Source organism: Microbacterium sp. NPDC055665 (assembly GCF_053618035.1).
This window is the reverse complement of sequence record NZ_JBSHGY010000001.1, coordinates 1,129,476-1,144,661: the sequence shown is the minus strand read 5'-3', so window position 1 is coordinate 1,144,661 and position 15,186 is coordinate 1,129,476. Positions and strand designations below refer to the sequence as shown.

The 15,186-nt window shown below is 66.1% G+C and carries 9 protein-coding genes and 1 tRNA gene; 9 read left to right on the top strand and 1 reads right to left on the bottom strand.

Annotation, left to right across the window (positions count from 1 at the left end):
- Positions 1-31: 31 nt before the first annotated feature.
- From ACWGO6_RS05470 to ACWGO6_RS05435, 8 genes are all read left to right on the top strand, one after another.
- Positions 32-1,036, top strand: a complete 1,005-nt coding sequence (locus ACWGO6_RS05470) for an ABC transporter permease (RefSeq protein ID WP_136042918.1) — start codon at positions 32-34, stop codon at positions 1,034-1,036.
- 34 nt (positions 1,037-1,070) lie between these two features.
- Positions 1,071-2,036 carry an ABC transporter permease gene (locus ACWGO6_RS05465; RefSeq protein ID WP_376103577.1) on the top strand — a complete coding sequence of 322 codons (966 nt, stop codon included), beginning with the start codon at positions 1,071-1,073 and terminating at the stop codon, positions 2,034-2,036.
- Entirely contained in the window at positions 2,033-3,739 is a 1,707-nt protein-coding gene (locus ACWGO6_RS05460) for an ABC transporter ATP-binding protein (RefSeq protein WP_452326072.1), read from the top strand. Before ACWGO6_RS05465 ends, ACWGO6_RS05460 begins: the two co-directional genes overlap by 4 nt.
- A 297-nt stretch (positions 3,740-4,036) precedes the next feature.
- Entirely contained in the window at positions 4,037-7,540 is a 3,504-nt protein-coding gene (gene rpoB / locus ACWGO6_RS05455; protein ID WP_136042915.1) for a DNA-directed RNA polymerase subunit beta, read from the top strand.
- Positions 7,541-7,625: 85 nt separating this feature from the next.
- Entirely contained in the window at positions 7,626-11,501 is a 3,876-nt protein-coding gene (gene rpoC / locus ACWGO6_RS05450) for a DNA-directed RNA polymerase subunit beta' (RefSeq protein ID WP_029261838.1), read from the top strand.
- Between the two features lie 341 nt (positions 11,502-11,842).
- Positions 11,843-12,772: a PfkB family carbohydrate kinase gene (locus ACWGO6_RS05445; protein ID WP_452326071.1), complete on the top strand. Its 930-nt coding sequence runs from the start codon at positions 11,843-11,845 to the stop codon at positions 12,770-12,772.
- 86 nt (positions 12,773-12,858) lie between these two features.
- A tRNA-Tyr gene (locus tag ACWGO6_RS05440) sits at positions 12,859-12,943 on the top strand.
- A gap of 184 nt (positions 12,944-13,127) precedes the next feature.
- Positions 13,128-13,601: a heme-binding protein gene (locus ACWGO6_RS05435; RefSeq protein ID WP_452326070.1), complete on the top strand. Its 474-nt coding sequence runs from the start codon at positions 13,128-13,130 to the stop codon at positions 13,599-13,601.
- Here the strand turns inward: ACWGO6_RS05435 and ACWGO6_RS05430 are convergent.
- Complete coding sequence (locus tag ACWGO6_RS05430; protein ID WP_168429471.1) at positions 13,581-14,105, bottom strand: DUF2087 domain-containing protein; 525 nt, start codon at positions 14,103-14,105, stop codon at positions 13,581-13,583. The genes ACWGO6_RS05435 and ACWGO6_RS05430 overlap by 21 nt on opposite strands.
- Positions 14,106-14,280: 175 nt before the next feature.
- Between ACWGO6_RS05430 and ACWGO6_RS05425 the strand changes: the two genes are divergently transcribed.
- Positions 14,281-15,180 (top strand): bile acid:sodium symporter family protein, encoded by a 900-nt coding sequence (locus tag ACWGO6_RS05425; RefSeq protein WP_136042911.1) that lies wholly within the window; start codon positions 14,281-14,283, stop codon positions 15,178-15,180.
- The last annotated feature ends 6 nt before the right edge of the window (positions 15,181-15,186 follow it).

The following is a 15,186-nucleotide window of genomic DNA, read 5'->3' as shown; positions in this document are numbered from 1 at the left end:
ACGGCGTACCTTCTGATCGACGGAGATCTTCGTGCTGCGCACCATCGGCAGGCGACTGCTGTTCCTCATTCCCACTCTGTTCGGGCTCAGCATCCTGCTGTTCGCCTGGGTCAGAGCCCTTCCCGGCGGCCCCGCGGTCGCCCTTCTCGGCGAGAAGGCCACACCGGAGGCCGTCGCCAGGGTCAACGAGCTCTACGGCTTCGACAAGCCGCTCATCGAGCAGTACTTCATCTGGATCGGACGTCTCCTCCAGGGCGACTTCGGCACCTCCATCCAGACGAACCGACCTGTGGTCGAGGAGTTCATGCGCCGCTTCCCGGCGACGCTCGAGCTCAGCGTCATGGCGCTCATCTTCGCGGTGGGCGTCGGTATCCCGCTCGGATACTGGGCCGCTCGACGGCACGGCAAGTTCACCGACCACGCGTCGGTGGTGATGAGCCTGGTCGGCATCACCATCCCGGTGTTCTTCCTGGCATTCATCCTGAAGTACGTCTTCGCCGTGCAGCTCGGATGGCTGCCGTCTGATGGCCGTCAGGATCCTCGGATAGACGCGACCCATCCCACCGGGTTCTACGTGTGGGACGGCATCATCACCGGAGAATTCGACGCCGCGTGGGATGCCATCCTGCACCTGATCCTGCCCGCGCTCGCGCTCGGCACCATCCCTCTCGCCATCATCGTCCGCATCACCAGGGCCAGCGTGCTGGAGGTGCAGAACGCGGACTACGTGCGCACGGGGCGGGCGAAGGGCGTCGGATCCTCGACACTCCGCAGCCGCTTCATCCTGCGCAATGCGATGCTCCCGGTGATCACGACCATCGGTCTGCAGACCGGACTCCTGATCTCGGGTGCCGTGCTCACCGAGACGGTGTTCGCGTTCCCCGGCATCGGGTCGTTCCTCGCGAGGGCCATCTTCACCAGGGACTTCCCCGTGCTCCAGGGATTCATCATCTTCATCGCCATCGCGTACGCGCTGATCAACCTGGCGGTCGATGTGTCCTACAGCTTCATCGACCCGAGAGTGAGGGTGCAGTGATGTCCCTCCCCATCGTCCGAAAGGAGGCGGTCGTATGAGCATCGCTCTCCCGCCCGCCCAGGGCCCGTCCGCAGAGAGCGGCGGCAGCATCGACACCGTCGCGATCGCCCAGGCGGATCTGAAGAACGGCTCCGGCGGATACTGGCGAGACGTGTTCCGCCGGCTCCGCCGCAATCCGACGGCGTGGATCGGCGCGATCATCGTGCTGCTGTTCCTCCTCGTCGCCGCCCTCGCGCCGTGGCTCGCTCCCTATCCGGAGACGGCACTGCCCGGCGCGAAGTACATCACCCCGACCCACATCCCCGGTCCCGGCGAGGTGCCGGAGTTCCCCCTCGGACTCGACCGCTTCGGCGGCGACGTGCTGTCCAAGCTCATCTGGGGTGCACAGGCATCGCTCATGATCGGCGTGATCTCCACCGCGATGGGGCTCGCCGGCGGAATGATCCTCGGCCTCCTCGCCGGCACGTTCGGCGGATGGGTCGACACGCTCATCATGCGCGTCGTCGACATCATCCTCTCGGTGCCGAACCTGCTGCTGGCAGTCTCGATCGCTGCGATCCTCGGACAGACCCCGTTCGCGATCATGATCGCGATCGGGGCGTCGCAGGTGCCGATCTTCGCGCGTCTGCTGCGGGCCTCGATGATGCAGCAGCGATCGAGCGACTATGTGCTCTCGGCGCAGACCCTGGGGCTCGGCCGTGGCAGCATCACGATGTCGCACGTGCTGCCCAACGCCATCGGTCCCGTGATCGTCCAGGGCACCCTGACGCTCGCGACCGCCGTGATCGATGCGGCAGCGTTGTCGTTCCTCGGTCTCGGCGGCGGCGGACCCGCGACCGCCGAGTGGGGGCGCATGCTCACCTACGCGCAGGCCGAGCTCGCGATCGCACCGTGGCTCGCGTTCCTCCCCGGCATCTGCATCGCCGTCACCGCGCTCGGCTTCACCCTGCTGGGAGAAGCGCTGCGCGAGGCGATGGACCCACGGACGAGGGCGCGATGAACGCCCGCGACGAAGGCGCGATGCGCGCCGCGAAGGAGAATCAGATGTCGACCGAGCCGCTGCTGTCGGTCCAGGGACTCGCGGTGGACTTCGCCACTCTGGACGGGGTCGTGCACGCCGTCGAGGGGGTGGACCTCGAGATCCGTCCCGGTGAGACCGTCGCGATCGTGGGCGAGTCCGGTTCCGGCAAGTCGACGACGGCCATGGCCATCATCGGCCTGCTCGCCGGGGGAGGGAAGGTGGCGTCCGGCAGCATCCGGCTCGACGGGAAGGAGATCTCCCACGCGCCGGAGCACGAGCTGCGGATGATCCGTGGTCGCGACATCGGCCTCGTGCCGCAGGACCCGATGTCGAACCTGAACCCGGTGGCGAAGATCGGCACCCAGGTGGCGGAGGCGCTGCTCGCGCACGGACTCGCCACTCGGCAGAACGTGCAGGCGAAGGTGGTCGAGGCCTTGACCGCAGCCGGCCTCCCCGACCCGGAGCGCCGTGCCAAGCAGTATCCGCACGAGTTCTCGGGCGGCATGCGTCAGCGAGCGCTGATCGCGATCGGTCTGGCGTGCAATCCGCGACTGCTGATCGCCGACGAGCCGACCAGTGCGCTCGATGTCACGGTGCAACAGACGATCCTCGACCAGATCGGGCAGATGACCCGCGAGCAGGGGACGGCCGTGCTGCTCATCACGCACGACCTCGGACTCGCCGCCGAACGCGCGGAGCGGGTGGTCGTGATGCATCGAGGCAAGGTGGTCGAGCAGGGCGCTGCCCGACAGATCCTGGAGGACCCGCAGCATCCGTACACGCAGTCGCTCGTCAAAGCGGCGCCGTCGGTGGCGGCGGCGCGACTGCGGCCGGAGGCGTTCCGGGTGCAGGAGAGGGATGCGGAGGCGGATGCCGTCGTCGACGCAGCGCCCGCCGACAACATCGTCGAGATCGAGAACCTCACCAAGGTGTATCCGGTGCGGGGTCGCGGCGAGGACTTCGTGGCCGTGGACGATGTATCGCTGGTGATCCCCCGCGGCGAGACCGTCGCGATCGTGGGGGAGTCCGGTTCGGGCAAGACCACGACCGCGCGGATGCTCCTGAAGGTGATCGAACCCACGAGCGGGCTGATCCGTTACGAGGGCAAGGACATCGCGTCGCTGAGCAAGGCGGACACGAAGGAGTTCCGCCAGCAGGTGCAGCCGATCTTCCAGGATCCGTATTCGAGCCTGAACCCCATGTTCACGATCGAGCGGCTGATCGGGGAACCGCTCGACTTCTACAAGCGGGGGAGCAGCGCAGACCGGCGTGCGCGCGTTCGCCAGCTGCTCGACGACGTGGCGCTGCCGCAGTCGATGCTGCGCCGGTATCCGTCCGAACTGTCCGGCGGTCAGCGGCAGCGTGTCGCGATCGCGCGGGCGCTCGCGTTGTCTCCCGATCTGATCGTTTGCGACGAGCCGGTGTCGGCGCTGGACGTGCTGGTGCAGGACCAGATCCTGAAACTGCTCGGCGACCTGCAGCGCGAGTACGGGCTGAGCTACCTCTTCATCTCGCACGACCTCGCAGTGGTGCGCCTCATCAGCGACTACGTGTGCGTGATGAAGGACGGGAAGCTGGTCGAGGCGGCGTCCTCGGAGGAGATCTTCACGAACCCGCGCGACCCGTACACGCGGCGTCTGCTGGCGTCGATCCCGGGCAACGAGCTGAACATCGCGTCCTGAGCTGCCTCGCCGAGACCCCGGTCTTCCGCCGAGACCCCGCACTGCGGGCATCGGCAGGCCGGGGTCTCGGCGCGAACACGGGGTCTCGACGAAGGTGATCGGATGCTCATACCGCAGCATCCGAGATTGGTCAAGGATTGAGGTTGCCATGTCGTACAATCGTGCGTATAGTTGGTAGTTGCGCTCGCTTCTCCCTGCCCTCATATGGTGGTCGGCATCTGTTGAGTTCCCGGGCGCACACTCCACCTGACGACAAAGGAATCGAGAAGCCCTGCGGGGCTCACGGAGGTTATTCCCTTGGCTGCTGCTCGCAACGCATCCACATCCACCACCACCAAGAACGGACGCGGAGCTTCCCGTCTTTCGTTCGCCAAGATCTCCGACACGCTGACTGTCCCAGACCTTCTTGCCCTGCAGACCGAGTCCTTCGGTTGGCTGGTCGGAAACGACGCCTGGAAGGCGCGCGTCGCCGAGGCCAAGAAGCAGGGTCGCACCGACGTCAACGAGAACAGCGGTCTCGGCGAGATCTTCGAGGAGATCTCTCCGATCGAGGACCTCGGCGAGACGATGCAGCTGTCGTTCACGAACCCGTACCTCGAGCCGGAGAAGTACTCGATCGAGGAGTGCAAGGAGCGTGGCAAGACCTACGCCGCTCCGCTGTACGTCGAGGCCGAGTTCATGAACCACCTCACGGGTGAGATCAAGACCCAGACGGTCTTCATGGGCGACTTCCCGCTCCAGACCGACAAGGGCACGTTCATCATCAACGGCTCCGAGCGCGTCGTCGTCTCGCAGCTCGTGCGCTCGCCGGGTGTCTACTTCGACAAGACCCCCGACAAGACGAGTGACAAGGACATCGTGTCCGCTCGCGTCATCCCGAGCCGTGGTGCCTGGCTCGAGTTCGAGATCGACAAGCGCGACCAGGTCGGCGTGCGCGTCGACCGCAAGCGCAAGCAGTCGGTCACGGTCTTCCTCAAGGCGTTGGGCATGACCAGCGAGGAGATCCTCGCCGAGTTCGCCGGCTACACCTCCATCGAGGAGACGCTCGCGAAGGACACGATCGTCACGAAGGAAGATGCGCTCCGCGACATCTACCGCAAGCTCCGTCCGGGCGAGCAGGTGGCCGCCGAGGCCGCTCGCGCGCTGCTGGACAACTTCTACTTCAACCCGAAGCGCTACGACCTGGCCAAGGTCGGTCGTTACAAGATCAACCACAAGCTGGGCCTGGACCAGCCGCTGAACTCGTCGGTGCTCACCGTCGAAGACATCGTGGCCACGATCAAGTACCTCGTCCGCCTGCACGCAGGCACCGAGGAGACCTTCACGGGCATCCGCGGTGGCAAGAAGGCCGAGATCCGTCTCGCGACCGACGACATCGACAACTTCGGCAACCGTCGCATCCGCGCGGTCGGCGAGCTGATCCAGAACCAGGTCCGCACCGGTCTGTCCCGCATGGAGCGCGTCGTCCGCGAGCGCATGACCACGCAGGACATCGAGGCCATCACGCCGCAGACCCTGATCAACGTGCGCCCCGTCGTCGCCGCGATCAAGGAGTTCTTCGGAACGTCGCAGCTGTCGCAGTTCATGGACCAGAACAACCCGCTCGCGGGTCTGACGAACAAGCGTCGTCTCTCCGCGCTCGGCCCCGGTGGTCTCTCGCGTGACCGCGCCGGCGTCGAGGTCCGTGACGTCCACCCGTCGCACTACGGCCGCATGTGCCCCATCGAGACGCCTGAAGGCCCGAACATCGGTCTGATCGGTGCTCTCGCGACGTTCGCGCGCATCAACTCGTTCGGTTTCATCGAGACCCCGTACCGCAAGGTCGTCGACGGTGTCGTCACCGAGCAGATCGACTACCTGACGGCTTCCGAAGAGGTCGACTTCAACATCGCGCAGGCCAACGCCCCGCTCGATGCCAAGGGTCGCTTCCGCGAGAGCCACGTCCTGGCCCGCCCCAAGGGCGGCAGCGGCGAGGTCGACCTGTTCGTCCCCGAGGAGATCGGCTACATCGACGTCTCCCCGCGCCAGATGGTGTCGGTCGCGACCTCGCTCGTGCCCTTCCTCGAGCACGACGACGCACAGCGCGCCCTCATGGGTGCCAACATGCAGCGTCAGGCTGTGCCGCTGCTGCGCAGCGACTCGCCGCTCGTCGGAACCGGTATGGAGGGCTACACGGCCATCGACGCCGGTGACGTGCTCACCGCCGAGAAGGCCGGTGTCGTCTCCGAGGTCTCCGCGGACCGCGTCGTCGTCATGCTCGACGAGGGCGGCACGCAGGAGTACCACCTGCGCAAGTTCGACCGCTCCAACCAGGGCACGTCGTACAACCAGAAGGTCGTCGTCAACGCCGGTGAGCGCGTCGAGGTCGGAGAGGTCATCGCCGATGGCCCCGCCACCGAAAACGGCGAGCTGGCCCTCGGAAAGAACCTCCTCGTCGCGTTCATGACGTGGGAGGGCTACAACTTCGAGGACGCGATCATCCTGAGCCAGGACCTGGTGAAGGACGACACCCTCTCCTCGATCCACATCGAGGAGTACGAGGTCGACGCCCGCGACACCAAGCTCGGCAAGGAGGAGATCACCCGTGACCTCCCCAACGTCAGCCCGGAGCTGCTGAAGGACCTCGACGAGCGCGGCATCATCCGCATCGGCGCCGAGGTCCGCCCCGGCGACATCCTCGTCGGCAAGGTCACGCCGAAGGGTGAGACCGAGCTTTCGGCCGAGGAGCGCCTGCTCCGCGCGATCTTCAACGAGAAGAGCCGCGAAGTCCGTGACACCTCGCTGAAGGTGCCCCACGGCGAGCAGGGCACGATCATCGCCGTCAAGGAGTTCAACGCCGAGGACGGCGACGACGAGCTCGGCTCGGGCGTCAACCGCCGCGTCGTGGTCTACATCGCCCAGAAGCGCAAGATCACCGAGGGTGACAAGCTCGCCGGCCGTCACGGCAACAAGGGTGTCATCGCGAAGATCCTCCCGATCGAGGACATGCCGTTCCTCGCGGACGGCACCCCGGTCGACATCGTGCTCAACCCGCTCGGCATCCCCGGTCGAATGAACTTCGGCCAGGTCCTGGAGACCCACCTCGGGTGGATCGCCAAGCAGGGCTGGAAGGTCGAGGGCACTCCGGAGTGGGCTGCGAAGCTCCCGAAGGACGCATTCGAGGCCGCTCCCGGCACGAAGGTCGCCACCCCGGTGTTCGACGGTGCGAGCGAGGAGGAGATCGCCGGTCTCCTCGACGCGACCATCCCGACCCGCGACGGTGTGCGCCTGATCGACTCCTCCGGAAAGGCCCAGATGTTCGACGGCCGCTCGGGCGAGCCGTTCCCGGCTCCGATCTCCGTGGGCTACATGTACATCCTGAAGCTGCACCACCTGGTCGACGACAAGATCCACGCACGTTCCACGGGTCCGTACTCGATGATCACCCAGCAGCCGCTCGGTGGTAAGGCGCAGTTCGGTGGACAGCGCTTCGGTGAGATGGAGGTGTGGGCCCTCGAGGCCTACGGCGCCGCATACGCGCTCCAGGAGCTCCTCACGATCAAGTCCGACGACATCCTCGGCCGCGTCAAGGTGTACGAGGCGATCGTCAAGGGCGAGAACATCCAGGAGCCCGGCATCCCCGAGTCCTTCAAGGTGCTCATGAAGGAGATGCAGTCGCTCTGCCTGAACGTCGAGGTCCTCTCGGCCGACGGCACGCTGGTCAACCTCCGCGACACCGACGACGAGGCGTTCCGCGCCGCAGAAGAACTCGGTATCAACATCTCCAGCCGCTTCGAGGCCGCCTCGATCGACGAGATCTAACCCTTCGACAGGCTCAGTGCCCACTGGGTGGCTGAGCCTGTCGAAGCCCAGACTTCTCAAAAAGAATTCCGACACAGGAGAATCAGTGCTCGAGTCAAACACTTTCGATGAGCTTCGCATCGGCCTGGCCACCGCGGACCACATCCGCGCGTGGTCGTACGGTGAGGTCAAGAAGCCCGAAACCATCAACTACCGCACCCTGAAGCCGGAGAAGGATGGTCTCTTCGGAGAGCAGATCTTCGGCCCGTCCCGCGACTGGGAGTGCGCCTGCGGCAAGTACAAGCGTGTCCGCTTCAAGGGCATCGTCTGCGAGCGCTGCGGCGTGGAGGTCACCAAGAGCTCCGTCCGTCGTGAGCGCATGGGTCACATCGAGCTCGCCGCTCCCGTCACCCACATCTGGTACTTCAAGGGCGTGCCCTCGCGTCTCGGCTACCTGCTCGACATGGCGCCGAAGGACCTCGAGAAGGTCATCTACTTCGCCGCCTACATGGTCATCTCGGTCGACGAGGATGCTCGTCACCGCGACCTGGGCACGCAGGAGAACAACATCCGTCTCGAGCTGAAGACGCTCGGCGACCGCCGCGACTCCAAGATCGCGGAGCGCCTGGCCAAGCTGGAGGAGGAGCTCGCTGCTCTCGAGGCAGAGGGTGCCAAGGCTGACGCCAAGAAGAAGGTGAAGGACGCCGCCGAGAAGGAGATGTCCCTCATCCGCAAGGGTGCCGACGAGCAGATCGCCAAGCTCGAGCGCGTGTGGGAAGACTTCCGCACCCTCGAGGTCGGCGCACTGCGCCCGGAGGACGATGTCTTCCACGAGCTGCAGGACCGCTTCGGTCAGTACTTCGAGGCCTACATGGGCGCCGAGTCGATCCAGCGTCGCCTCGCGGCGTTCGACCTCGTCGCCGAGGCGGAGAACCTGCGTCTGCAGATCTCCGAGGGCAAGGGCCAGCGCAAGATCCGTGCGATCAAGCGCCTCAAGGTCGTCAGCTCGTTCCTCGAGACCGGCATGAGCCCGGCCGCGATGGTCCTCGACGTCGTCCCGGTCATCCCGCCGGAGCTGCGCCCGATGGTCCAGCTCGACGGTGGCCGTTTCGCGACGTCCGACCTGAACGACCTGTACCGCCGCGTCATCAACCGCAACAACCGTCTTCGTCGTCTGATCGACCTCGGTGCCCCCGAGATCATCGTCAACAACGAGAAGCGCATGCTGCAGGAGGCCGTCGACGCACTGTTCGACAACGGCCGTCGCGGTCGCCCCGTCACCGGTACCGGCAACCGTGCACTGAAGTCCCTCAGCGACATGCTGAAGGGTAAGCAGGGTCGTTTCCGCCAGAACCTGCTCGGCAAGCGCGTCGACTACTCGGGCCGTTCGGTCATCATCGTCGGCCCGCAGCTGAAGCTGCACCAGTGCGGTCTGCCCAAGCAGATGGCGCTGGAGCTCTTCAAGCCGTTCGTGATCAAGCGTCTGATCGACCTCGGTCACTCGCAGAACATCAAGGCCGCCAAGCGCGCGGTCGAGCGCACCCGTCCCGAGGTCTGGGACGTGCTCGAGGAGATCATCCGTGAGCGTCCGGTTCTGCTGAACCGTGCACCCACGCTGCACCGCCTCGGCATCCAGGCGTTCGAGCCGCAGCTCGTCGAGGGCAAGGCCATCCAGCTGCACCCGCTCGTCTGCGCGGCGTTCAACGCCGACTTCGACGGTGACCAGATGGCTGTGCACCTGCCGCTGTCGGTCGAGGCTCAGGCCGAGGCCCGCGTGCTGATGCTCGCCTCGAACAACATCCTGAAGCCGTCCGACGGACGCCCGGTCACCCTGCCTTCGCAGGACATGATCATCGGTCTGCACCACCTGACCACGGTCAAGGAGGGCGCAGCCGGTGAGGGCCGTGCATTCGGTTCGGTGGGCGAGGCGATCCTGGCCAAGGACGAGGGCACCCTCGACCTGCAGGCGAAGATCCGCATCCGCATCCCGGGTCTGACCTTCCTCGAGGGCGAAGCTCCCGAGGGCTACGAGCGCCACGGTCTCGTGGACGCCTCGCTGGGTCAGGCGATCTTCAACGACACGCTGCCGAAGGGCTACCCGTTCGTCCGCGAGCAGGCTGACAAGAACAAGCTGTCGCAGATCGTCAACAAGCTGGCCGAGGAGTACCCCAAGGTCGAGACCGCTGCATCGCTGGACCGCATCAAGGACGCCGGCTTCTACTGGGCCACGCGCTCCGGTGTGACCGTCGCCCTGAGCGACATCCTCACCCCGCCGAACAAGGCGGAGATCGTCGCCGGCTACGAGAAGCAGGCCGCGAAGGTCCAGTCGCAGTACGAGAAGGGTCTGACGACCGACTCCGAGCGTCGCCAGGAGCTCATCAAGATCTGGACCGAGGCGACCGACGAGGTCCAGGCCGCGATGAAGGCGAACTTCCCGGAGGACAACACCATCAACCGCATGGTGTCCTCGGGCGCCCGTGGTAACTGGCTGCAGATCCGGAACATCGCCGGTATGCGTGGTCTGGTTAACAACCCCAAGGGTGAGATCATCCCGCGTCCGATCATCTCCTCGTACCGCGAGGGTCTGTCGGTTGCGGAGTACTTCATCGCGACGCACGGTACCCGTAAGGGTCTGGCCGACACCGCTCTGCGTACCGCCGACTCGGGTTACCTGACCCGTCGTCTGGTGGATGTCTCGCAGGACGTCATCATCCGCGAAGAGGATTGTGGCACGTCGAAGGGCCTCGAGCTCCCGATCGCCGCTCCGAACTCGCAGGGCGAGCTGGTGCGCGACGCGAACGTCGAGAACTCGGTGTTCGCTCGTACCCTGGCCTCCGACGTGGTCGACAGCAAGGGCGAGGTCCTCGCTTCTGCCGGTGACGACGTGGGTGACGTGCTGATCGACAAGCTGGTTGCTCTGGGTGTCGAGACCATCAAGGTGCGTTCGGTCCTGACCTGCGACTCCGCCGTCGGTGTCTGCGCGCAGTGCTACGGCCGTTCGCTCGCGACGGGTAAGACCGTCGACATCGGCGAGGCCGTCGGCATCATCGCGGCCCAGTCGATCGGTGAGCCCGGTACCCAGCTGACGATGCGTACCTTCCACACGGGTGGTTCGGCATCGGCGGACGACATCACGCAGGGTCTTCCCCGTGTGCAGGAGCTCTTCGAGGCGCGTACCCCCAAGGGCGCGTCGCCGATCGCCGAGGCCGATGGCCGCATCGCGATCGACGAGACCGACAAGGGCAAGAAGGTCATCCTGACGCCCGACAGCGGTGAAGAGCCGGTCATCTACCCGGTGCTGAAGCGTGCGACGCTTCTCGTCGAGGACGGGCAGCACGTCACGGTCGGTCAGCCGATCCTGGTGGGCACGCTCGACCCCAAGGAGATCATGCGTGTCATGGGTGCTCGCGAGGTGCAGCGTTACCTCGTCGGCGGCGTCCAGGGCGTGTACCGCTCGCAGGGTGTGCCGATCCACGACAAGCACATCGAGGTCATCGTCCGTCAGATGCTCCGCAAGGTCACAGTCGTCGATCACGCCGACACGAACCTGCTGCCGGGTGAGATGGTCGACCTCAAGCGCTACCAGTCGATCAACCGCGAGACCGTGGCAGAGGGCAAGCGCCCCGCGTCGGGCCGACCGGAGCTGATGGGTATCACGAAGGCGTCGCTCGCGACCGAGTCGTGGCTGTCGGCCGCCTCCTTCCAGGAGACGACCCGCGTGCTCACCGAGGCTGCGATGCAGGGCAAGCGCGACCCGCTGGTCGGTCTCAAGGAGAACGTCATCATCGGTAAGCTCATCCCCGCCGGAACCGGTCTCTCGAAGTACCGCGACGTCACGGTCGAGGCCACCGAGGAAGCCAAGAGCGAGCGCTACCCGAACCGGATCTTCGCATCCGACGGTGCGTACGCCGACGGCGACTTCGGCTACGTCGACTTCGACGCGTTCTCGACGGACGACATCACCCCCGGTACTTACAACTGATTGAGGCGAGAGCCGGCGAGCTTGCTCGTCCGGCCGAGCCGATTGAGGTTGTCGAGCGACGAAGTCGCGACACAACTGAGTGCTGAGTGATTGAGGAAGGCCCCGGGGTTCGCCCCGGGGCCTTCTTCGTGCCCTCGGCGATGTTGCCGGTCCCGCCGAGTGCACAACTTCGGAGATCGCGGTGGGCGCGCCGCCCTCTGGGCCGTCGGCGCGGCGTGTCGGGCCTGATCTCCGAAGTTGTGCGGCGGACGCGTCGCCGGGAGGAGCCTCGATCGGTTGGGGACATCGTGTGGCGCGTACGAGGTGCGGGGTGGGCGCCGGGGGCGCGGTAGTGTCGGCGGGTGAGCAACGAGACATCCTCCTCCCGGTCCGTGGTCGTGATCGGCGACGCTCTGATCGACGAGATCCACGACCGTGCCGGTGTGCGCGAACTCGTCGGCGGGGCAGCGTTGAACGTCGCCGTGGGCCTTCGTCGGCTGGGGATCGACACCACACTGATCGCCATGGTGGGCGAGGATGAGGCCGGCGGGCACATTCGTGAGTATCTGTCCGATCACGGGGTGCGTCTGATCTCGAGCGATGCGCCGCTCGGCTCGTCGCGGGCGATCGTGCGGCGCGCGGCGAACGGTGAACCGGAGTACGTCTTCAACGAGGCCGCCCGGCAGCGAAGCATCCGTTACTCGGACGAGGCGCGCGAGGCGATCGCGGATGCCGGGCTCGTCGCGATCAGTTGCTTCCCCTTCGACGAGCCGACAGAGGTGGATGCTCTCGTCGACGCCCTCGCGGATGCCCGTGTCGCACTCGATCCCAATCCCCGCTTCGGGATGCTGCGTGATCGCGTCGAGTTCGTCCGCGGTTTCGAGCGGATCGCCGCATCGGCCGCCATCGTCAAGGTCGGCGCCGACGATGCAGCGGTTCTCTACGATGGCGACCTCGACGCGCTGCACGGGCGCCTTCGCGAGATCGGCGCCGCCGCGGTGCTGGCTACGGCAGGTGCTGCCGGGGCCACGCTCGACACGGACGCGGGCATCGTCTCCGCACCGATCACCCCGCTGGCCGGTGACGTGATCGATACGGTCGGTGCGGGAGACGCGACGCTCGCAGCCGTCGCCGCCGGGCTGGTGTCCGACTCACCGACCGCGCTGGATGAATGGCGCGTGCTCCTCGTCCGGGCCATGGACATCGCGGCCGCGACGTGTCGTGCGGAGGGCGGTCTGCTGCGCACTCCGGAGTCGTCGGCGGATGCCCAGCGCGGGGTCCGCGGGAGCTGACGGTTCGATTTCTTGCACCCGCCTCGGGCAGGTATGCTTGTCTTTCGTGCCCCCGGTTGGCTGTTCAAGTCGGACGGGTGCGCTCTGGCGAGTTACCCAAGCGGCCAAAGGGATCTGACTGTAAATCAGACTGCTCTGCATTCGGGGGTTCGAATCCCTCACTCGCCACCAAACGCCGTGATGGTCCGAAAGGCCGCCGACTCGAGTCGGCGGCCTTTCGGCGTGCTACGGCTCTTTGCAGGCGCGCACCGGGCAGGCTCCTCGAAGGGCCCTAGGATCGCGATCGCTCATGTCGTACACAGGTCGCCGCCGCCCGCTACAGTCTGAACCGAACCGTCTACGAGAGGCAGCGCCGATGACCGATGCAGCAAGGCTCGCCCAGTTGGAGAAAGAACACCTCGAACTCGTGCTGCGGCGGTTCGACCGCAAGGACGCATGGGAACTCGGGCGTCTCATCGCAGAACGGGCGCTCGCAGATGGCCACCCGGTCGCCGTCGACGTTCGCACCTCGTCAGGGATCCTGTTCCATGCGTCGCTGCCGGGCGCGACCGCCGACAACGATTCCTGGGTGGAGAAGAAAGCCGCGACGGCCATCCGCTTCGAGACGAGCACTGCGCTGCTGGAAGCGCGCATCGAGAACGGCGGGCGCGATATGCACGAACCGGGTTGGCTCGATCCCGCTGCGTACGCCGTCGCGGGCGGTGCTGTGCCCATCCGCGTGGAGGGCGTGGGCGTGGTCGCGGTCGCGACGATATCGGGTCTGCCCTCGGCAGAGGATCACGACAACGTCGTCGACGGCATCCGCGGTCTAGGGCTCCTCGTCGGCTAGCACCACCGGGGCGCTGCCCGTCAGCGCGTACTCGGTGCCGTCCGCGCGGCGTTCCACGAGCTGGTAGTCCACGAGGTATCGGCGCAACACCGCCACGTCCTCGGAGTAGGGAAGTAGCCGCGCATTCACTTCCCGTTCCGGCAGCACTTCGTCGGCGGAGAAGACCTCGCGGGCGACCCAGGCGAGGAGTTCGCCGCGCTCTTGCAGGTTCGCCGGGTACTGGCGGATTCGCTTCCCGTCCGTGAACCGTTCGATTCCTTCGCGCCGGGGAACGGTGGCCGACGCCAGAATCTCTCGGAACACGTCGGGCGCGAGCGCCTGGGTCTCCGCGTCGACCAGTCCGCTCTGCACGATGGCCTCCGATACCCGCCGGCGTCGCGAGGGGGAGAGCCCGGCCGTCGCCGCCTCGACGGTGCCACCGAGCATCACCTCGGCCGCGACCCGGCGCGTCTCCGGGTTCGCGAGAAGGGCAATCAGCGGGCGCCAGGCGTGCGAATCGTTCATCTCATCATCTTCTTCCTCAGCAGGGCCCGTGCTCCTGCGCTGATCGCAGGGCATCGTCGGCAAGCTGCTGCTGCGCGAGGGGCGGCTAACATGTTAGTCGCCCTGGTCGTATGTATGCATCGATTGACGCGATAACGGGTGACACCGAGGCCCTCCATCCGTCACACTGAGTCCCATGGGATCAGCGTTGACCACCATCGGACTGCCCGTCGCTCTGGGCATCATCATGCTGGGCCTCGGGCTCAGCCTCACCCTCGCCGACTTCGCGAGGGTCCTGAAGCAGCCGAAGGCGGTGATCATCGCACTGCTCTGCCAGCTGGTCGTGCTGCCGGCGATCTGCTTCGGACTCGTGCTGGCGTTCCAGCTCCCGCCGATCCTCGCAGTCGGCATGATGATGCTGGCCGCATCTCCCGGCGGAACCACCGCCAACCTCTACAGCCACCTGTTCCGCGGGGACATCGCGCTGAACATCTCGCTCACTGCGGTCAACTCGGTCATCGCGGTGATCACGCTTCCGATCATCACCAACTTCGCCATCGCCTACTTCCAGCCGTTCGACGATCGACTCGGACTGCAGTGGTCGAAGGCGCTCGAGGTCTTCGCGATCGTGCTGCTGCCGGTGGCACTGGGCATGCTCGTGCGGCGCTTCTGGCCGAAGTTCGCCACGGGCATGGACAAGCCGGTGCGCATCGCCTCGGTCATCATCCTGATCGTCGTGATCGCCGGCGCTGTGGCCTCGAACTGGACGCTGCTGGTGGCCAACTTCACGCAACTCGCCCTCATCACCGTGCTGTTCTGTCTGATCAGCCTCGCCATCGGGTTCCTGGTCCCTCGGATGCTGCGGGTGGGGAAGCGACAGGCGATCGCCACGTCGTTCGAGATCGGCATCCACAACGCGACGCTCGCGATCGTGATCGCGCAGTCCGTGCTCGGCTCCGTGGAGCTGAGCCTCCCCGCAGCCGTCTACGGAGTGCTCATGTTCTTCATCGCGTTCGGCTTCGGTTTCCTCATCCGGGATCGGTCGGACGCGGGCGCAGAAGATGTCACGGCGCCGTCGGGCGTCGAGCGTTCATAGACTGGA

Coding starts and splice junctions, on each gene's coding strand:
- ACWGO6_RS05425 (WP_136042911.1), top strand. CDS start 14,281: ATGGGATCAGCGTTGACCACCATCGGACTGCCCGTCGCTCTGGGCATC.
- ACWGO6_RS05465 (WP_376103577.1), top strand. CDS start 1,071: ATGAGCATCGCTCTCCCGCCCGCCCAGGGCCCGTCCGCAGAGAGCGGC.
- ACWGO6_RS05460 (WP_452326072.1), top strand. CDS start 2,033: ATGAACGCCCGCGACGAAGGCGCGATGCGCGCCGCGAAGGAGAATCAG.
- ACWGO6_RS05430 (WP_168429471.1), bottom strand. CDS start 14,105: ATGAACGATTCGCACGCCTGGCGCCCGCTGATTGCCCTTCTCGCGAAC.
- ACWGO6_RS05435 (WP_452326070.1), top strand. CDS start 13,128: ATGACCGATGCAGCAAGGCTCGCCCAGTTGGAGAAAGAACACCTCGAA.